This is a genomic window from Clostridium pasteurianum BC1 (genome assembly GCF_000389635.1).
GTDB lineage: Bacteria > Bacillota > Clostridia > Clostridiales > Clostridiaceae > Clostridium_I > Clostridium_I pasteurianum_A.
On the sequence record NC_021182.1, the window covers coordinates 317,359 to 335,202 of the forward strand.

General features: G+C 28.6%; 22 protein-coding genes and 1 pseudogene. 16 read left to right on the plus strand and 7 right to left on the minus strand.

Annotated elements, in window-relative coordinates; all coding sequences use genetic code 11:
* Positions 1 to 227 precede the first annotated feature (227 nt).
* Positions 228 to 1,373, minus strand: coding sequence for a glycosyltransferase family 4 protein (locus CLOPA_RS01470; protein WP_015613691.1), 1,146 nt, complete (start codon positions 1,371 to 1,373; stop codon positions 228 to 230).
* Between the two features lie 280 nt (positions 1,374 to 1,653).
* Between CLOPA_RS01470 and CLOPA_RS01475 the strand changes: the two genes are divergently transcribed.
* The 4 genes from CLOPA_RS01475 to CLOPA_RS01490 are packed head-to-tail and all read left to right on the plus strand — an operon-like array spanning position 1,654 to position 4,697.
* On the plus strand, positions 1,654 to 2,670 hold the full coding sequence (locus tag CLOPA_RS01475; RefSeq protein ID WP_041711109.1) for a CotS family spore coat protein: 1,017 nt from the start codon (positions 1,654 to 1,656) through the stop codon (positions 2,668 to 2,670).
* A complete protein-coding gene (locus CLOPA_RS01480; protein ID WP_015613693.1) occupies positions 2,667 to 2,879 on the plus strand; it encodes a hypothetical protein in 213 nt (70 codons plus the stop codon). The genes CLOPA_RS01475 and CLOPA_RS01480 overlap by 4 nt, the downstream gene beginning before the upstream one ends.
* A 6-nt stretch (positions 2,880 to 2,885) precedes the next feature.
* Positions 2,886 to 3,644: a hypothetical protein gene (locus tag CLOPA_RS01485; protein WP_015613694.1), complete on the plus strand. Its 759-nt coding sequence runs from the start codon at positions 2,886 to 2,888 to the stop codon at positions 3,642 to 3,644.
* Positions 3,645 to 3,668: 24 nt separating this feature from the next.
* Positions 3,669 to 4,697 (plus strand): CotS family spore coat protein, encoded by a 1,029-nt coding sequence (locus tag CLOPA_RS01490; protein WP_015613695.1) that lies wholly within the window; start codon positions 3,669 to 3,671, stop codon positions 4,695 to 4,697.
* 77 nt (positions 4,698 to 4,774) lie between these two features.
* Here CLOPA_RS01490 and CLOPA_RS01495 read toward each other — a convergent pair whose 3' ends face one another.
* Positions 4,775 to 5,902: a glycosyltransferase family 4 protein gene (locus tag CLOPA_RS01495; RefSeq protein ID WP_015613696.1), complete on the minus strand. Its 1,128-nt coding sequence runs from the start codon at positions 5,900 to 5,902 to the stop codon at positions 4,775 to 4,777.
* Positions 5,903 to 6,184: 282 nt separating this feature from the next.
* Here CLOPA_RS01495 and CLOPA_RS01500 point away from each other — a divergent pair, with 282 nt between their 5' ends.
* Entirely contained in the window at positions 6,185 to 7,189 is a 1,005-nt protein-coding gene (locus CLOPA_RS01500) for a CotS family spore coat protein (protein ID WP_015613697.1), read from the plus strand.
* 116 nt (positions 7,190 to 7,305) lie between these two features.
* Positions 7,306 to 8,082: pseudogene (locus tag CLOPA_RS01505) on the plus strand (sporulation peptidase YabG); the annotation flags it as partial.
* Between the two features lie 44 nt (positions 8,083 to 8,126).
* Here CLOPA_RS01505 and CLOPA_RS01510 read toward each other — a convergent pair.
* The 5 genes from CLOPA_RS01510 to CLOPA_RS01530 form a co-directional block, all read right to left on the minus strand.
* A complete protein-coding gene (locus CLOPA_RS01510; protein WP_015613699.1) occupies positions 8,127 to 9,785 on the minus strand; it encodes a recombinase family protein in 1,659 nt (552 codons plus the stop codon).
* A 103-nt stretch (positions 9,786 to 9,888) separates the two neighbouring features.
* Positions 9,889 to 10,644 (minus strand): hypothetical protein, encoded by a 756-nt coding sequence (locus CLOPA_RS01515; RefSeq protein WP_015613700.1) that lies wholly within the window; start codon positions 10,642 to 10,644, stop codon positions 9,889 to 9,891.
* Between the two features lie 87 nt (positions 10,645 to 10,731).
* Positions 10,732 to 12,225 (minus strand): GIY-YIG nuclease family protein, encoded by a 1,494-nt coding sequence (locus CLOPA_RS25750; RefSeq protein ID WP_015613701.1) that lies wholly within the window; start codon positions 12,223 to 12,225, stop codon positions 10,732 to 10,734.
* 96 nt (positions 12,226 to 12,321) lie between these two features.
* The gene (locus CLOPA_RS01525) at positions 12,322 to 12,657 is read right to left on the minus strand and encodes a hypothetical protein (RefSeq protein WP_015613702.1); all 336 of its coding nucleotides are present in this window, start codon (positions 12,655 to 12,657) and stop codon (positions 12,322 to 12,324) included.
* Between the two features lie 31 nt (positions 12,658 to 12,688).
* Positions 12,689 to 13,108 (minus strand): helix-turn-helix domain-containing protein, encoded by a 420-nt coding sequence (locus CLOPA_RS01530; RefSeq protein WP_015613703.1) that lies wholly within the window; start codon positions 13,106 to 13,108, stop codon positions 12,689 to 12,691.
* 175 nt (positions 13,109 to 13,283) lie between these two features.
* Between CLOPA_RS01530 and CLOPA_RS01535 the strand changes: the two genes are divergently transcribed.
* The 10 genes from CLOPA_RS01535 to CLOPA_RS24065 all read left to right on the plus strand — a co-directional run bounded on the left by CLOPA_RS01535 (position 13,284) and on the right by CLOPA_RS24065 (position 17,700).
* On the plus strand, positions 13,284 to 13,490 hold the full coding sequence (locus tag CLOPA_RS01535; protein WP_015613704.1) for a helix-turn-helix transcriptional regulator: 207 nt from the start codon (positions 13,284 to 13,286) through the stop codon (positions 13,488 to 13,490).
* A 139-nt stretch (positions 13,491 to 13,629) separates the two neighbouring features.
* Positions 13,630 to 13,785 carry a hypothetical protein gene (locus CLOPA_RS24675; protein ID WP_015613705.1) on the plus strand — a complete coding sequence of 52 codons (156 nt, stop codon included), beginning with the start codon at positions 13,630 to 13,632 and terminating at the stop codon, positions 13,783 to 13,785.
* 143 nt (positions 13,786 to 13,928) lie between these two features.
* Positions 13,929 to 14,066: a hypothetical protein gene (locus CLOPA_RS24680; RefSeq protein WP_155241850.1), complete on the plus strand. Its 138-nt coding sequence runs from the start codon at positions 13,929 to 13,931 to the stop codon at positions 14,064 to 14,066.
* Positions 14,063 to 14,599 carry a helix-turn-helix domain-containing protein gene (locus CLOPA_RS01545; protein ID WP_015613707.1) on the plus strand — a complete coding sequence of 179 codons (537 nt, stop codon included), beginning with the start codon at positions 14,063 to 14,065 and terminating at the stop codon, positions 14,597 to 14,599. Before CLOPA_RS24680 ends, CLOPA_RS01545 begins: the two co-directional genes overlap by 4 nt.
* Before the next feature lie 5 nt (positions 14,600 to 14,604).
* The gene (locus CLOPA_RS25485) at positions 14,605 to 14,775 is read left to right on the plus strand and encodes a hypothetical protein (RefSeq protein WP_172638596.1); all 171 of its coding nucleotides are present in this window, start codon (positions 14,605 to 14,607) and stop codon (positions 14,773 to 14,775) included.
* Between the two features lie 42 nt (positions 14,776 to 14,817).
* Positions 14,818 to 15,123, plus strand: coding sequence for a hypothetical protein (locus CLOPA_RS01550; protein WP_155241851.1), 306 nt, complete (start codon positions 14,818 to 14,820; stop codon positions 15,121 to 15,123).
* Between the two features lie 96 nt (positions 15,124 to 15,219).
* Positions 15,220 to 15,783 (plus strand): hypothetical protein, encoded by a 564-nt coding sequence (locus CLOPA_RS23500; RefSeq protein WP_015613710.1) that lies wholly within the window; start codon positions 15,220 to 15,222, stop codon positions 15,781 to 15,783.
* Complete coding sequence (locus CLOPA_RS23505) at positions 15,783 to 16,904, plus strand: hypothetical protein (protein ID WP_015613711.1); 1,122 nt, start codon at positions 15,783 to 15,785, stop codon at positions 16,902 to 16,904. Before CLOPA_RS23500 ends, CLOPA_RS23505 begins: the two co-directional genes overlap by 1 nt.
* Before the next feature lie 27 nt (positions 16,905 to 16,931).
* Positions 16,932 to 17,234, plus strand: coding sequence for a hypothetical protein (locus CLOPA_RS01565; protein WP_015613712.1), 303 nt, complete (start codon positions 16,932 to 16,934; stop codon positions 17,232 to 17,234).
* A gap of 4 nt (positions 17,235 to 17,238) precedes the next feature.
* Positions 17,239 to 17,700 (plus strand): hypothetical protein, encoded by a 462-nt coding sequence (locus CLOPA_RS24065; RefSeq protein ID WP_015613713.1) that lies wholly within the window; start codon positions 17,239 to 17,241, stop codon positions 17,698 to 17,700.
* Positions 17,701 to 17,844 lie beyond the last annotated feature (144 nt).

Below are 17,844 nucleotides of genomic sequence, written 5' to 3' on the forward strand. Positions count from 1 at the left end.
AAGTGTAAATATTTTTAAAATAACTGTAAAAAACGTTTACAGCATTAAAAAAGTATTTTATAATTTAGATGTAGCATATAAAGAGAGCTACTAATTACAAAAAATTGGGGTTTAATTAGGGGATATTTGCTTAGGCATCTTTAAAGAAATAATCAGTTTTATCTGACAGTTTTCACTTGATATTTCTTTTGGGATGCCTAAATTGTTTCTGTTAAAATCTGTAGTGATTAAATTATATTTGAAGATATCTGTGAAATTTTATATACATTCTCATATACCTTCAATGTATTCTCAGCTGTTTTTAGCCAGGAAAATTCTAGAGAACGTTTCAGGCCTTTAATGGATAAATCCTTTTTTATAACTTCGCCGCTAGTAAGCACTTTATAAAGTTTATCTGAAAGCATATCTATATCAAGAGGGTCTATTAGCATAGCACAATTACTAGTGACTTCTGGAATAGAAGTACTATTTGAAGTTATAACTGGAGTCCCACAACTCATTGCTTCTAATGGAGGAAGTCCAAAGCCTTCATATAGAGATGGATATACAAATACTTCACAGGAATTATAAAAAACTGGTAAGTCTTCAGTGGGAATAAAATCTGTAAAAATTATATTATCGGAAGTTTTTGAATTACAGCTCATTTTTATTAAATTTTCAATATCATCTTTTTTTGCACCACAAATCACAAGCTTAATATCTTTATTAATTTCATTTGATATCTTTTCATAAGCTTTAATCAAAGAAGATACATTTTTTCTTGCACTGAAACCACCTACATAAAGTATAAAAGGAGAATTTATATTGTATTTTTTTGCAATATATTCTTTGCAGTTATTTTTGTTTAAAGGTTTATATATACTATCCGCAGCTAAGGGTGTAACGAATATTTTATCAGGACTAATAGGAAAAAATTTTAATATATCTTTTTTTGAGTATTCGGAAACTGTTATTATAGCATTTGCCTCATCAATAATCCGCGGCATATCTCTTAAAAATTTTAGTAGATAACCTTTACCTACAGTTTCTGGCATAATATATGGTATTAAATCGTGTATTGTTACTATCTTTAAGCAATTTATATTCTGTGAAAGTCCTATTCCATTTTGAGATATGTGGTATATATCTATATTATCTTTTTTTATGTCCTTTGGGAAAAAGTATTCTTGAAAAAATCTATGATATCTCTTTGATGCCATTCTTATAGTTGTGTTTTTGCTTTTAAACTTTTCATAATTTTCCCCGGACCAATAGAGAACGTATTTATTTAAATTATCTATGGAAATAAGGTTTTTTAAAATATTTTCTGTATAAGTACCTATACCAGTACCTTTATACCAATTTATTCCTCGGGCATCAAATGCAATTCTCATTGAATACACTCCTCAAAAATTGATTAATAAATAAGCATATAGAGTAGTTAATAAATGTTGTGCATTATAAAATGACAATTATTTTACAGATAATAAATTTATTTTTTAAATATTCATATTATATTTCCAATATTATTATATGAGATAAAAAAATCAGTCAGATTATAATTGTTGTACTTATATTAATAATATTAATCTTCACTAAGAAATGTGCCATCATTCACATAGTTGAAAAAACCTCATATAATAAAGGAGAACAATGCTTATTGGAGGCATAGTTATGGAACTAGAAGCTGTAATAAAGCTAGTAGTTGGTAATTATGAAGTAAATGTTAATAAAGCAATAAAAATAAAAAACGTTTATAAGCTAGAAGGAAACTCTGAGGAATATTGTCTTAAGATTGTTCACTATGAATATGGACACTTTTTATTCATATTGGAAGCAATGAACCATTTAATTAATAGGGGTTTTAATAATGTACCTAAAATAATAAAAAATAAAAATGGTGAAAATTATATAAGATTTGGTGAGTATTATGCATTTCTTACCAAATGGGCAATTGCAAGAGAATGTAATTACGATAATCCTTTAGATATAATTTTAGCTGCTTCTACCCTTGCTAGCTTGCATAGAAAAAGTGAAGGCTTTGTTGTAACAGAAGAAATGAATCCAAGATATAATTGGCTTAAATGGCAGAAAGTATTTAGCACGAGAAAAGATGAGATATTGGATTTTAAAAATAGAATTGAAAAAAAAGAAAATAAGACAGAATTTGATTACAAATATAAAAGTATGCTCAGTAGAGAAGTTCAGAGAGCTAATATAAGTATAATAAATTTAAATAAAACGGATTATTTAAATAAAATGAAAATGGAAATGAAGAAGAATGGATATTGTCATCATGATTTTGCCCATCATAATGTACTTATAGACAAGGACGAAGGGGTAATCATAATAGATTTTGACTACTGCATTTTAGATACACATCTTCATGATTTATCAAGTCTTTTAATAAGAAAAATGAAAAATGGTAAATGGGATATGTCCAATGCTATCTATTTATTGGATGCATATAACTCTATATATCCTATAGAAAAAAACGATATACCTGTTATGACTGCATTTATGGAATTCCCACAGGACTTTTGGCAAGTAGGTATTCAATATTATTGGGAGAAGCAGCCTTGGGGAGAAGAGTTTTTCTTGAATAAATTAAAAAAGATAGAATTAGACATAGATGAAAGACAAGAATTCCTAGAGAAATTTAGAAATTTAAATTACGGAGGTAATATATGAGTAAACGCAAGCATGTTGTTGATAATCTAATTGAAACTATAAATGATGAGGGACAAAACATAAGTGATTATGATAAAAAGATTGAAGAATTAAGTGAAAGAGTTAAAAGATTAAAAAAGATAAAGAGAAGAACAAAAAAAATAGCGGAACTTGAAGAAAAAGAACATGAAATAATAAGAAAGCTAACAAAACATCACAAATCGAGGTGATTGTCTATGCTAGAAAGTGAAGTGTTTTCCTTTCAACAGTGTTTAAGTAAAAGCAATATTAAACTAGTAAAAAATGATAATTCCAATGATATATTAGGTAATATTACGGAGGATAAGGTTTTAGAACAAATAGATTCTATGTACCTTTTCCATATAGCAGTATTAAACTGTAATGAATCTGCTTCTAAATTAATTCCTAATAAAATAGGCAAAACCGTTGAAAAATACAAAATGCGTATAAAAAATTTAAAAAGGGACTTAAAAAGTTTTAAATCTAAAAATTCTGTAAATCAATTTGAAAATATGGTGCTTCAGAGTTCGGATTCCTATTTAAGTAGAGCGGAAAAATGTATTGATATAATAAATCATTGTAATTATATAGGCCTGGTTAAAAGAAGTATGAGAAGATTTGAAATTTGTCTTGGAAATACTTATTTTGATAATCTTAGAAAAAATAATGAAATAGAAATAAATAATTTAAAAAAATGCGCTTATAATATGCTGGAGATGGACGGGGTATATTTAATTAGTAAACTTAAAAGAAACGGAAGCCACATAGATTTAGAAAAAATAATAAGCTATTTTTGTAAAGTGGAGGGATTTGATAATAATAGCAATAGTTTTATTAAAGCGTTAGTATCTTATCCACATGTATATATGAAGTGTTGTGAAAGATACAGGTTAAGTAAAAAACAGTGGGATATAAATGAGTATGTTATGAGTCTTAATAGGGCTATAGAACAGGATGGTAATAGCATTTTATAAGATTCATTAATAGGAGGTTAAACTATGGTGGATTTAGGATATAGGGACAGAGCTTATCTGTCCAAATATGATTTAGATGTGAAACTTTTTGAAAAATTTGATTTAAAAGTGCTAGATTTGATTCCAATAAGAAAAGTATTTCTAATTATTACTGATAAAGGGGATAAAATATTAAAGAGAATAGATTGTACCCTAGAGGAATTTGATTTTGTAGTTAAAGCTTTAGAATATATAAGTACAAATTTTAAGCGTGTCATGGGTTTTGAAGATAGCATAGATGGTAAAAAATATGCGGAATGGAAAGGTGAATTCTATTGCATTATGAATAAAGTTGAAGGGAGAGAATGTGAATTCAGTAATCCCGTAGATTTAGCGGTTTCTGCTAAAGGTTTAGGTGAACTTCATAAAGCATCAGAAGGCTTTAGATATAAAAATTCTAATAAAAATATATGTGGTAATCTTTTGAAAAATGTTAATAGAAAAAAAGAAGAGATGTTATTTTTTAAGAGAATGGTAAATCTTTATGAAAATAAATCAGAATTTGATGATATTTTTTTAATGAATGTGGATAGCTATATAAAAAAGATTGATGATTGTATAACATTTTTAAATAAAACTTCTTATTATAAGCTTTGCAGCGAAGAGGACAAAATAGTACTGTGCCATCATGATCTTGCTCATCACAATATAATAATCAATGATGATAATGCCTATTTTGTAGATTTTGATTTTTCGGTAATTGATTTAAAAATTCATGATCTATGCAACTTTATTAATAAGGTAACAAAGGATTTTTCTTTCGATATAGATAAGGCGAGGATTATTTTAGATAATTATTGTACTGCTAATACATTAAATAAAAATGAATTCAATGTATTGTTTGGCATGCTTACTTTTCCAGAGGATTTTTATGATATAACTAAAGATTATTATTCTAAAAGAAAGGATTGGGAGGAAAAAATTTTTACATCTAGGTTAAAGAGGAAAATTCACTTTGAAGCAGATAGACAGGAATTTCTAAAGGAATTTAAACAAGAAATAGATGGGTTTTAAAAATTAGTATGGAAAGTTAAAAGTTCTTTAAATCTACTAATTAAGATATAAAGGGCTTTTAACTTTTTGCATATGCCTTAAATACTGTTGATTATTTTTTTGTAAGCGGTTAATGTAGAAGCAGCTGTATTTTCCCAGGTTAATTTTTGGTTTATACTTAAACCTTTGTAAATTAACTCACATCTAAGCTTATTATCCTTTAAGCATCTGTATAATGTATTGCAAATTTTATCTTCATCCTTTGGATCCACTAATAGGGTACAGTCTTTAAGTATCTCGGGAAGGGATGTAACATTTGAAGCTACCACGGGTACACCACAGGCCATAGCCTCAATGGGTGGAAGGCCAAAGCCCTCATATAGTGATAGATAAACAAAGAGTTCGGCTGAATTATATAAATAGGGCATATAATTTACAGGAATAAAGCCAGGAAATATAACGTTATTTTCGATGTGGAGTTTTTCAGCACAGCTTTTATAGATTTCATAGGACTTTCCCTTAGTACCTGCAATAACTAAATTTAAATCTTTTGTGGTTTTTGATAAAAGCTTTTCAAAAGCCTGTAGAAGACCTATTATATTTTTTCTAGGACTAAAACCACCAACATATAATATGAAATCACCAGTTATTCCATAATTATTTTTAATAATTTCCTTACTTATCCTCTTATTTAACGGTTTATATATGTTTTCAGCGGCAAGATAGGTTACATATATTTTATTAACTGGAAAATTAAATGCTTTTGATATATCATCCTTTGAAAAATTAGATACTGTTATGATACCATCACAGAGAGAAACTATGTTTGGCAGTTCTTCATTAAAAATATGAAGATATCTATCACTTACGGTTTCAGGCATTTTATAGGGAATTACGTCATGTAGAGTTATAACAAAAGGACATATTTTGTCTAGAGGTATACCCACTCCGTTTTGTGGAACATGGTATAACTGTATATCCTTGTTGCTTAAAATATTAGGGACATTAACTTGATCCCAAAAATTGTTACTGACTTTTTCATTTATATTATTTATTTTAAATTTTTTAGAAAAACTTATATCAATATTTGAATTGTCAGGCATAAATAATAAATAATCATTGATGGTGTCAATTTTATTTAAGCAATTTATTAATTGATAAGTATATGTGCCAATACCAGTGCCCCTATACAATTTGGCAGCCCGCGCATCTATTCCTATTTTCATAATATATACCTTTCGTAATTGGTTCACTTTAGTATATTAATATGAACAGTAAAGTGTTAATGATTTTAGCATATGAAGATAAATAGTAAGTCAAAGATGCGGCGAATATTTTGAATATGCATTATGTATATTAAACAAATAATAAAATATATTTATTAATAGATAATTATAAGGCCTAAAATGATAATTATCCAAATATATGCTGCTTTATAACTTGTACAATAAACTTATTCTAAAAAAGTAATAATAATCATATACATATTTCTATGGGGGGTGATTAAGATGATGAGGGAATTTGAAATAGAGAGGCAATTTGATCTAAAAATCGAATCTATTAAACCCAATAGAGGAGTATATTATTTAAAAACCAATAAAGGTAATAAATGCCTTAAAAAGATAGATTACGGTATTCAAAAGCTTCTATTTGTTTATTCTGCAAAAGAACATCTTATTTCGAAAGGATTTGCAAAAGTGGATAGATATTGTTTAAATATTGAAGATAATCCCTATGCACTTGTAAATGAAGATATATATACACTTTCAGAGTGGATTGAAGGTAGAGAATGCAATTTTCATGAAAATGAAGATTTAACAAATGCATCTCAGACTCTTGCTATATTACATGAAAAATCAAAAGGATATGAACCGCCAGAAAATAGTAAATTGAAGACTGACCTTGGGAGATGGCCTCATCTTATGGAAAAGAGAGTTAGATCCTTCGAAAAAATGAGAGACATGGCTAGAAAAAAAGGCAATAAAGCACAATTTGATTTGAATTATATTAAAAATTATGATTTTTTTAAACAAATTGGGCTAAAAGCCATAAAGATCTTAAATACTTCTGAATATATGAATTTATGTAAGAAAACTGAGGAAGAAAAGGGGTTTTGCCACCATGATTATACTTATCATAACATAATTATAGATAGTGAAAATCAAGTTAATGTCATTGATTTTGACTATTGTAAAAGGGAAGTTAGAGTATATGATTTGTCAAATTACATGATGAAAGTACTAAAGAGATGCGACTGGGATATTAAATATGCTAAGCTTATAATTGATTCCTATAATAAAATATCACCTTTAGAGGAATATGAGTACAGAGTATTATATGCATTTTTACTTTTTCCCCAGCGATTTTGGAGACTTTGCAATAGATTTTATTATAATGAAGTTAATTGGGGGCAAAGTACCTTCAACAACAAAATACAAGAATTAATAGATGAAAGAGAAAAATTCAATAAGTTTATTGATGATTTTAAAGAAATGTATAATCAAAAGGAATAAAAGATTATATGATAATTAATTAAGTCATGTAAGTATAAAAATTATATTTTACATGACTTTTAACATTTCATCATTACAGTTCATAAAATATAATAGTAATTTTATGGAGTGGGGTTATGAAAATAGGTGATACGGTAGTAAGAAAGTCTTATGACAAAGATATAACTTTTAAAATTATTGATATTACAGATACAGATAAAGGTATTATATATATACTTAATGGCGTTAATTTAAGAATAGTGGCGGATGCTCCATTAGAAGATCTTGAACAAATTGATGAGGATAGTCTTGGAATATCTGACATAGTGTTTAATAGAAAGGTTAATGAGTCTATAAAAAATATAATTAATTCTAGAAATAGCAGTAATAATACTAAAAGATATAAGAACAATAGAGATAGAAAAAATGTTAAAGCTAATAGAGAAACTAAAAGTAAAAGAAATAGTAGAGAAAGCGAAACAGCTAAAAATTATGACAGAGACTTAAAAAAAATTAAGATTACCACCATTGATAGTAGTGATAGTATGGTATTTAGCAGACCGGGTAAAATACTTCATATAGATGGAGATGCTACCTATCTGGATGTTTGTATTAAAGTGTATAAACAGCTATCCATTAATGTAGTAGGAAAAGTAATTCCTGAAAGTAAGCAGCCAGAAGAAATAGTTAACATTGTAAAAGAAGTTAAACCAGATATAGTAGTAATAACAGGGCATGATGGAGTAGCTAAAGGAGTAAAAGATTATTTTGATTTGAATAATTATAGAAATTCAAAATACTTTGTTGATTCTGTATCAAGATTAAGAGACTATGAACCTAACTATGATGATCTGGTAATATATGCAGGAGCATGTCAATCATGCTATGAAGCAATTTTAGATGCAGGTGCTAATTGAACTAAACTGCGACATTTTGCCAAAGTAAGGGAATAGAAGAGCTATTTTTTTTTAGACTCTTCATCTTCCTCAGGATTACTGCCTATAAAATCTATAGTAACCCCATAGGATTCACCGTCCCATGTAATTTTGTCTATCAATACATCTATAAGTTGTTTTATTTCTTCATTAGGTAAAGAGTCTATCATAGAACACCTATTAAGCATAAGTTTGATAAAGGACAAATTTAACTCAGTATCAGTGAATTCAGAGTTTAGTTTATTTAAATTATCCAATTGTACTTTTAATTCTTTAATCTCATTTTTTAAAGATCTAATTTTCTCTATGAGCAAATCTGAAATATCATCAGCTACTGCCAATTTGTTCATCAAATTTTGTATTTGCTTATTTTTATCAGCTATGGAGTTATTTAAAATCTCTTCTCTGTTCGAAGATTTATTTAATTCCCTGGCTTTTTTATTTTTCATTTCTAATTTATTAATAATGCTTTCTTTATTATATGCAAGTTCTTTAAGTTGTTTTATTACAACTGGATCAAGCTCTGATACTTTTGCATTCTTATTATTGCATCTCACACCCTTAGAATGCTTTTTCATGGAGCAGGCATAATAATATATTTGTTTACCTGTTTTTTTGCTTATATGACCATGAGCAATCTGCATATTACTGCCACACTTAGCACACCTAATTTTACCGGTAAGCAATGCATTATGAGTCTTACCTTCGTTAGGAAATGAATCTTTATTTTCACTCAATATTTTCTGAACTTCAAGCCAATCATCAGCTTCAATTACACCTTTCTGAGAGCTTATAGCTGCAATCCATTCAGATTTATCTCTGAATACTCTTACTGTTTTACCATTGTCATTGGATACTGATTTCTGCTTGTTATAGGTTAAAAGACCATGTTCTCCATCCGGATCACCACAAGTAGTTATACCTTCATTTTCTAAATAATCAAAGACATTCTCAGTAGCTTTTACATATACAGGGTTGGTCAATATAATCCTTATATTATTCTTTGTAAAATCAGAGCCACGTTTTGTTTTAATGCTGTTCTGCAAGGCATAGGTTTCTACTTTTGATAAACTTTTTAATTCAAGATATTTCTTATAGAGTAATTTTACTGTATTCAATTCTTTAGGCACCTGCTTAAGTTTAACCATTTTTCTTTCATTCATATCAGCATCAAAATATGTAATTGGGTCTGCATTATATCCTATAGGAGCAGTACCCCCAAGCCATCTTCCCGTCTTACTCAATTCAAGCATATTATCTCGTATTCTTTCAGCAATAGTTTCACGTTCAAGCTGAGCAAAAACACTGGCAATATAAATCATGGCCCTTCCCATAGGGGTACTTGTATCAAACTGCTCTCTTATGCTTATAAAATCAATATCATGCTTTTGAAGTATTTCAAGAGTTGAAGAGAAGTCGGATACATTTCTGCTTATACGATCCAATCTGTAACATATGAGTACATCAAATTTTTTAAGTCTAGCATCATCCATAAGCTTTTGGAATTCAGGCCTATTTGTGTTCCCTCCGGAAAAGCCTTCATCTTCATATATTAAAAATTCAGTTATATCATTATCTCTTAGCTGAGAAGCTGCATACTCCTTACAGAGCTGTATTTGGTTCTCTATAGATTCACCTTTGCCGGTGAATTTTGATTTTCGTGAATATATGGCTGCTATCATTTTTTATTTCACCTCAAATAACATTAATTTTGTCCCTAAATATTAATAATATACAAAAATTCTCTTTTGTGCTTATATTCTAATAATTTTAATCATTGTGTAATTAAGAGCCTGCTAATGATTCATTATTAATTAACTCTTGTTTTGAAATAGATTCGATCATGCATTTCTGATATGAACCAGACTCATCTCTAAATAGGCTTACTCTTATTACTTGCTTGTATTGATTATCTAATATATCATAATATTGAATTTCAACATCTAGTTTTGCTGATAAATACTCGCTTTCTGTCATATATGATATATTTAAGTTCATAATGCCGCCAACTTCAAGTGATTTAACTTCTCTATGTATAGGTTCAATTAATTCATCATCCATATAAGCTTTTCTAATTCCTATAACACTAAGAGAAATAAGTGGGCCAATACCAATATTTTTAATTTTAATTTTCATTTCATCAGTGTAAGTAAAATTAAAATAATCGACTTCAAATATATGTGCATAATAGTTAATTGCATTATCAGTTTGTTCTGAGTGCTCACTTATATATGGACGAATACTTAATCTTTGCTCTTCTTTGTATTTTTTGATATCATTATCCAATTGAATCTTAAGTAAATTATTTGCTTCTTTTTGTTGAATTATTTGTCCTTTTACTCCATCCATGCTTAGATATACACTATAAAATGTTAATAATCCACCCAATAAGCTACCAATAATTGAAGCATAAAAACCAATCCAATCATTTGAAGTAGGTATATCTACAATGTTAATTGAGACTAAGGCAGCAACTATAAATGGAGATAAGACAATTATAGACCATATTATTTTTAAATTAGGATTTTTATAATATTGCATACTATGTTCTCCTTAAAAAATATTGCAACAAATCATAGCGTAAAAATAAAAATTGAAATTTTTTAGTATATTATTATCTATATTAATTTATGCATTAACTTTTAAATCATTATAAGAATCTTCTGATGATTCTAAAATACTATCAACTGACATTGATTGTCTAAAATCTTCTGCCAACATTGTTTTATTAAAGTCAGCAGTTGGATCTATGTCAGCTACAAGTTTTTCAAGTTCATCAATATTAATTTTGAAGAATTCTTTTCTCATATTTACACGATTAAGTCTATTTTCCTTCAATATATCATGAAGCTTAGATTCAAGACCTACAGCATCATCTGAAAAGATAAATGAATGGACATCAAAAGAAAAAGGTACACTTGCACTACTTAATTCATTAATACGTTCTTGAGGATCTATTCTACGGGTCATTCCAACTTTAAATATATCATCACCAAAAGAACCTAAGTTACTAATTATATAAACATTTCCAGCTTTACCGTTTTGTAATTTTACTATTTCATCTTTCTTTGTTTCTAATTCTTTAATATAGTTTTGAAGTTCTAAAATTTTTGCATTTAACTCATTTGTTTTGCTGATATCTTCAGTAGTATTCATCAATGCTTGCAATTTAGCAATTTCATTATTGTATTTTTCTTCTTCTTTTTCCACTTGTTTTTGTTGATCTGCAAGGCGTTTTCTTTCTTCTGCTTCTTGACGCATTTGTTCACGAATAGCTAACTGCTCTTGTCTTGCTTTTTCTTTTTTCAAATAATACTCATATTCTATTTTTACTGCGTTTTTAAAAAGAAGTTCTATTTCACCAATAAATTTAGCTAAAGTACCAGCAATACTTTTATTACCATCTCCAATAATTATAAAGTATTTTTCTATCATAGTTGTAATACTGTTAAGGGAATCTTCTAGATTTTCATATTTTAGATTTGACAATATATTTTGAAGTTCGGCTCTCAGAGCTATGACCATTAATCTGTAAATAGTTATGTTAGCTTTAGTATTGTATCTAGCTTCATATTTTTTTAGGATTTCTTCAATTAATTTATCATTTTCTTTAAATTTCTTTTTTAGCTCCCTAACGTCCATACTATGTAATTTTAATGTAACTGTTGGGGATAATTGTTCTGCTTCATCTAATTTAAGTTTAGGTATTTTATAAGAATCTCCAAGTTCCGCATTAAAGAATCTATCTATAGCATTATTGAATGTGGAATATAATGTTTTAGATTTAGATAATTTTTTTAAAGAAGTGTTTAAGCTTTTTGTGGTTTTTTCAAATTGGGTTTCAGTTTCCAATAATTCATTTTGTTTCAAAGCTTTTTGCTTAACAATTTCATGAATATCAGTTGATATATTTTGTATTACCTCATGTGATTTTTTTGAAGCAAATTCCATAGCTTCTGTTAGAATACTATTTTTTAAATTCTCTTTGTCATTTAATAGTTTGTCAATTTCTGAAATTTGACTGTTAACTTTATTAATATAATTATCTTTTTCCATGATCTCAAGTTTCTTTTGCTCAATGGTTTTCTTTAAAGAAAATAGTTCTCTTAAGTTTTTAAACATGTTTATATCTCCCTTTTCTCTTATGTTTTTTAGCAACTAATACAAAATTTACCCCGAAAGGTAAAAATAAAAACTCAAACCTAAAGTTTTGAGTAATCATTTTGCGTCATATAAAATATTAGCTAATTCATCAGCAGCATTTTCAATGTATGTGTGCTGCATGTCCAATCCTATTATGTAGCCCATGGAGGGCATATCTTCAGCTATATGTTTAATTTCATGAATAAATACTTTGCATTGAGTTTTATAGTTAATTTCACCATTTAATATCAGATGATAATTTCCACGTCTGCTTAAATAAACAAAACCAAGAAGAACTGATGGAATATTGAAAGCTATAGTGGTTTTTATATTAAATGCATTCATTACCTCATAGAATGGTATATCCTCATTTAAAAGTGCCTTTAGCAAAGGTTTATCCAATATATCCATAAACATCATCCTTTCCTAATATGTATATATTTTATCCATCATTTCTATCTTCTTCATCTTCAATGGCTTTCATAATTCTCATCATTTTTTTAACAGCGTTAGGAGGTAAGTCCTTAGTTTGCTTAAATAATAGTTTTAAATCTTCTCTTTCTTTTAATGTATTCCAAAATTCAGATAATTCACTATCATCATTAAGTGCTTCAGGTATCTTTGTATTAGAAGCATCTTTATATGGATTGCGAATATCGCTTATTCCCATAAGCCAGTCTAAAGAAACATTGTAATCTCTAGCAATCCTTTTCTTTAATTCATCATCAGGTTTGCTTGATCCTGACTCATATTGAGACACAGTTGATTTCTTTAAATTATATGGCTTACCAAATTGTTCTTGTGTTAAGTCTTTTTCATTACGTAATATTTTTAATCTTTTTCCTAATACATTATTATCCATAATTTATACCTCATTATAGTTTAAATATTTTAAACTTTATACGCTAATAATACCATAATTAATCAATAAGTATACAAAAGTTTGAAAAAATTAAACTCTTGTATTGACAGTTTTAGTTTTTCAAACTATAATCAAGATATAAGGTTTGAGAAACTAAAACTAAGGAGGCTAGAACATGAATTTACCACTTTTGATTCAAATTAGAGCAGAAACTGGATTAACTCAAAAAGATATGGCTCAGAAATTAAACTATAAAAATAAAGCTAGCTACTGTCTAATTGAAAATGGGAAAACTAAAGTTACTATTGATTTAGCTTTAAAAATAAAGAATATTTTAAAGCTAAATGAAGATGATTTTAACAAAATTTTTTTTGAAAACTAAGTTTGAGAAACTAGAACTTAGTTAATATATTATAGAAAATATTGTCACTAGATAAGTGGTTAAAAGTGACAATTAGGCAATAAAAAATTTCATCAACATAAATTAATAATAACAGCATTAATAAAGGGAGGTGTGGAGCTTGCTATTAAAAGTTACAGTGAATAAGCCTAAAGATCCTACAGAACTATATGAAAAATTTAATGAGACTTTATCAGAAATACTTATAAATAAGCTCCAACCTGAAGAAGTTGACCAGTTAATCGACCTACTTAAAAAAGATAAAATTACTTTTTAAGCTAGTATAAAAACCTATGATGATTGGGCTGAAAAGCCTTCTTAAATTCAATGTGTTTGAGGGTATAAATGTACATTATATTCTATGCTTCATATATAAATTCAGTACAAAATTTAAAAATTAATTTTAGGGGAGGTAAATCAATGAGAATATCATCAAAACAGAAAAAAGAAGTAATATCTCTTAGGAAACAAGGAAAGTCATATTCAGCTATAAGTTTATTTACAGGCGTGCCACGAGGTGACATAGACAGAATTCTTAAGGAGGCAGTTAAGCAATGAGTACATTAGTAGCAAAGACATTAAAAAAATTACAGTGTAGTACAGGTGCTTCATGTAGAGAACTTGCAGATGTAGCAGGTGTTTCTTCCAGTGCCATGTCTAGATATAGTACAGGTAGCAGGAATATTCCGGAAGATGTTATTGTAAATCTTTCAAGAAAGTCTGGCATGGAGGAATTAAAGATTGCCTATTTGTCAGAGAAAAAGCTAGATATTATCAATACTCCTGTTTTAAATGGAATAGATGATAATATTCAGACCATGATCTTTAAATTTATTCATGAAGAGATTCCAGAAGCTCTTGAATCATTATATAACATATCAAAATTGACCATGAATAAGAAAAGTATCGATAACAATGAACATCGTGAACAACTCTATAAGGAAGTTGAACAGGTAGTAGATTTAATACCTGGAATCAAAACTTTTCTTATTAGGATGAAGCAGGACTATGGAATAAGTCTTGAAAGGCTTGATATAGCTGAATGTAAAAAATTAAGGCAGCGTGGATACGTTGTTGAAGAAAGTTGGTGATTCAAATGGCATTAAATGTTGTTTTACCAGGTAGCTTAAATAAAACAGAAAGGCAGATTAGGGCTTTGGAAGCTGTTATTCCTAAGGATACTGCAAAGGATAAGGCTATTCATCAAGAAGCTTTAAAGAAGCTGAAAGAACATAGGAAATTTTTATTAGAAAGTGAGGTGTGTTAGATGATTTTTAATGAAGAAAAAAAGTTATTTGAAATTAAGAAAATGAAGGTTGATGCGATATTTAATTTTGATTTAGAATCTGAATCCAGGATAACAATTAATGACATTATGTACAGAGAACATGTTGTATCTAGAATAATATTTAGAAAATATAAATCCTTTAGGGATAATAGTACATCTTTGTTTATAGAAATATTTATGGGAAATTTAGAATTAGGTACCATTGTATCTTTTGATAAAGATTATGTATTAATTAAGCATTCTAGAGACTTAAACTACACGATACGGATAGCTAATGAATATGATTATCCAAAAAAGAAAATAAACCCTCTGCAAAGGGTTCAGTAGAAAATTATCTTAAATTTTTGGCTAAGGGATTCTGCAAAATACCCTTAGTCCCATTATAGCATATTTTCGCTATAAGTTAAGGGGGCAATTAAAAAAATGAGTGCTTATAAGCAAGAAAATCTTATTGGTCAATTGTCTATATTTGATATACCTGTCATAGAAAAGCCTAAAAATATTACAAAAGTAGTAGAAAAAATTACAGAAACTAAGGTTTTGAGTACAAATATCCATGAAATATCACAGGATCAGCAAAATGTCATAAATAAATATAAGTCCAATGTTTATTTAAACCTCATAATTCATTACGGTGGCGGTGGAGTTGGCATTGAACTTAGGGATAATGAAAACTTTGAAACCATTTATGTAAATAGACAAGGCAAAGAGGAATTTAAATGGTCTAAGCAGCTTGCTGTAATGGATATGGACAAAGTTATTTTAGATAACACGACTATAGCAACTAAATCTAATGTAGGCGAGCTTGCAAAGGCAGGTGATTTTGTAAAAGCATATTATGGCAAGAGAATCATTGAAGGCCCTATAGTCCGTGAATATGGACTTGGAAATTCAATACTCAATATTAATTTTGAAATGGACGGGATAAGTTGTCAAACGGCCATAGGACGACATGCAGTTATAGAAATTTTGAAGGAGGCTATATAATGGCTCAATATAGATTCATTTATACAAATTTTTGGGAATCTCCAAAAGTAGCAGAAACTTTCACACCTGAAGATAAACTATTCTTTTTATATCTTTTGACAAATTCCCATACTACACAAATAGGAGTTTATAGAATAACGCCTAAATTTATTGCTTACGAACTTGGCTATTCTATTGAGTCTGTAAATAGTCTATTAGCTAGGTTTGAAGAGCATCATAAAATTATTAAATATAATGAGAAAACTAGAGAATTGGCTATAAGAAATTGGGGTAAGTTTAATCTTAATAAAGGAGGCAAGCCAGTTGAAGATTGTATAAATAAAGAATTCACCCAGGTAGATGACAAGTCTTTATTACTCTATGTTATGGATAGTATTAAAAGTCCAAGGATCAGACAGCTTTTTATTGCAGAATTACAGAGAAACAATTTATTGTCTACTAATGATAATTTTAGTGACGATACGGTATACGATACGTCGCGCGGTTCGTCAACGATAAGTGGGCAAAAAGAAAACAAAAAAGAAAATGAAAATAAAAATAAAAAAGAAAATAAAGATATATATATTAATCCTTCGGATAATGTTGATCACTCTGTGGATAATGTGGATATTAATGATAACTCTAATGAGGATATAGAAGGTGAGTCTAAGGCAGAAGATACAGAAACTCTCAGTGAAAATGTAAACTACGAAGATATCAGAAATCTTTATAACAACATATGCAAATCCTTACCCAGGGCCACAACCCTTACTAAAAAAAGAAAAGCTACTTTAAAAGCTCGCTGTAAAACTTTTAAAGATATTAAAATTTTTCAAGAGCTATTCTCTAAAGCTGAAAAAAGTGACTTCCTTTCAGGTAGAAATGGTAAGTGGACTTCATGCAACTTTGATTGGTTAATAAATGAGGAAAACATGGTTAAAGTTTTGGAAGATACCTACATTAATAGTAAAAATACAGGCCATAAAAAAACAACTTTCAATGATTATGAACAGAGAGAGAATGATTATTCAGCTATGGAAGCACAAGCATTAGAAGCAAGTGACAGAGCGGCTAAAATTGCAGCAGAGAATTTGGCTAATGATCCCTTTGATGAGCGTTATGCTAAATTAATGGGTCATTAGAAAGAAGTAAGGAAGGAGTTTTAAAGTATGGGATATTTAAAGAATTTTTCAAGGGCCTATGATAAGGAATTAGCTATAAAAAAGGCATTAAGCAATATAGACCAGGATAAAAAAGATAAAATTTTATCCTTATGCAGAAAGCTTAGAAAGAAGGATATCAATGAATTTATCCATGAAGTAGACAGAATGGTCAAGCTCCTAAGCGAAGGAAAAAGTTTTGAAGAGATTGAGAAAATATATGGACTAGATGGAATGTATGAGTTGGAAAAAGAGGAGGTTGCTAATGGGTGGAGGTTTAACCAGGTGAGACTTGGGAAAGTAGGGAGATAGAATCATGGAGGCAAAGTATATAAAAGAGCATAATAATTATGACCTAATACTAGGTAATAGATATAAAGCAAAGTTCTATAAAGATGGATGGCTATTAATAGAATGTGATGATAAAGGTAATAGTGTATTATACCGTGAAGAATGTTTTGAAAGAGAAGAATATTCTCCTGAAGAAGCAGCTATGTATGCCCTGAAATTTTGTGAAAAACATCCAGGATGGAAAAGGATTTGTGATATAGAAAATCATGAAAACCTATATAAGAATTGGGATGAATTATCAGAAAAAGATAAAAAACCTTGGATTAATGATTATGGAATATTGAGTGCAAAGGATGCATGGGAAGAATTTGGACATAAACCTTGTAAGGTACAATATGGATTTATTTCTGGAAAAGGTAAGTTTTATAAAAAAGTTACTGATGTACCACATCTTCATAATTTAATGCAAATTTATAAAGTTGGTTAGTACGAAATTTGAATATAGGTCGAACTAGATGGGTAGATAAAATTGTACTTTGATAATTGAATAATGCGGTGTTTATAGAATAAACTTCTAATATATTTTATCGGTAATAATGGACGATATAGAATATTATGGTATAATTTCTAT

What these genes read in the sequence shown, in the direction of transcription:
- CLOPA_RS01470 (WP_015613691.1), bottom strand. Translation starts at nt 1,373, where the DNA reads ATGAGAATTGCATTTGATGCCCGAGGAATAAATTGGTATAAAGGTACT.
- CLOPA_RS01475 (WP_041711109.1), top strand. Translation starts at nt 1,654, where the DNA reads ATGGAACTAGAAGCTGTAATAAAGCTAGTAGTTGGTAATTATGAAGTA.
- CLOPA_RS01480 (WP_015613693.1), top strand. Translation starts at nt 2,667, where the DNA reads ATGAGTAAACGCAAGCATGTTGTTGATAATCTAATTGAAACTATAAAT.
- CLOPA_RS01485 (WP_015613694.1), top strand. Translation starts at nt 2,886, where the DNA reads ATGCTAGAAAGTGAAGTGTTTTCCTTTCAACAGTGTTTAAGTAAAAGC.
- CLOPA_RS01490 (WP_015613695.1), top strand. Translation starts at nt 3,669, where the DNA reads ATGGTGGATTTAGGATATAGGGACAGAGCTTATCTGTCCAAATATGAT.
- CLOPA_RS01495 (WP_015613696.1), bottom strand. Translation starts at nt 5,902, where the DNA reads ATGAAAATAGGAATAGATGCGCGGGCTGCCAAATTGTATAGGGGCACT.
- CLOPA_RS01500 (WP_015613697.1), top strand. Translation starts at nt 6,185, where the DNA reads ATGATGAGGGAATTTGAAATAGAGAGGCAATTTGATCTAAAAATCGAA.
- CLOPA_RS01510 (WP_015613699.1), bottom strand. Translation starts at nt 9,785, where the DNA reads ATGATAGCAGCCATATATTCACGAAAATCAAAATTCACCGGCAAAGGT.
- CLOPA_RS01515 (WP_015613700.1), bottom strand. Translation starts at nt 10,644, where the DNA reads ATGCAATATTATAAAAATCCTAATTTAAAAATAATATGGTCTATAATT.
- CLOPA_RS25750 (WP_015613701.1), bottom strand. Translation starts at nt 12,225, where the DNA reads ATGTTTAAAAACTTAAGAGAACTATTTTCTTTAAAGAAAACCATTGAG.
- CLOPA_RS01525 (WP_015613702.1), bottom strand. Translation starts at nt 12,657, where the DNA reads ATGGATATATTGGATAAACCTTTGCTAAAGGCACTTTTAAATGAGGAT.
- CLOPA_RS01530 (WP_015613703.1), bottom strand. Translation starts at nt 13,108, where the DNA reads ATGGATAATAATGTATTAGGAAAAAGATTAAAAATATTACGTAATGAA.
- CLOPA_RS01535 (WP_015613704.1), top strand. Translation starts at nt 13,284, where the DNA reads ATGAATTTACCACTTTTGATTCAAATTAGAGCAGAAACTGGATTAACT.
- CLOPA_RS24680 (WP_155241850.1), top strand. Translation starts at nt 13,929, where the DNA reads ATGAGAATATCATCAAAACAGAAAAAAGAAGTAATATCTCTTAGGAAA.
- CLOPA_RS01545 (WP_015613707.1), top strand. Translation starts at nt 14,063, where the DNA reads ATGAGTACATTAGTAGCAAAGACATTAAAAAAATTACAGTGTAGTACA.
- CLOPA_RS25485 (WP_172638596.1), top strand. Translation starts at nt 14,605, where the DNA reads ATGGCATTAAATGTTGTTTTACCAGGTAGCTTAAATAAAACAGAAAGG.
- CLOPA_RS01550 (WP_155241851.1), top strand. Translation starts at nt 14,818, where the DNA reads ATGAAGGTTGATGCGATATTTAATTTTGATTTAGAATCTGAATCCAGG.
- CLOPA_RS23500 (WP_015613710.1), top strand. Translation starts at nt 15,220, where the DNA reads ATGAGTGCTTATAAGCAAGAAAATCTTATTGGTCAATTGTCTATATTT.
- CLOPA_RS23505 (WP_015613711.1), top strand. Translation starts at nt 15,783, where the DNA reads ATGGCTCAATATAGATTCATTTATACAAATTTTTGGGAATCTCCAAAA.
- CLOPA_RS01565 (WP_015613712.1), top strand. Translation starts at nt 16,932, where the DNA reads ATGGGATATTTAAAGAATTTTTCAAGGGCCTATGATAAGGAATTAGCT.
- CLOPA_RS24065 (WP_015613713.1), top strand. Translation starts at nt 17,239, where the DNA reads ATGGAGGCAAAGTATATAAAAGAGCATAATAATTATGACCTAATACTA.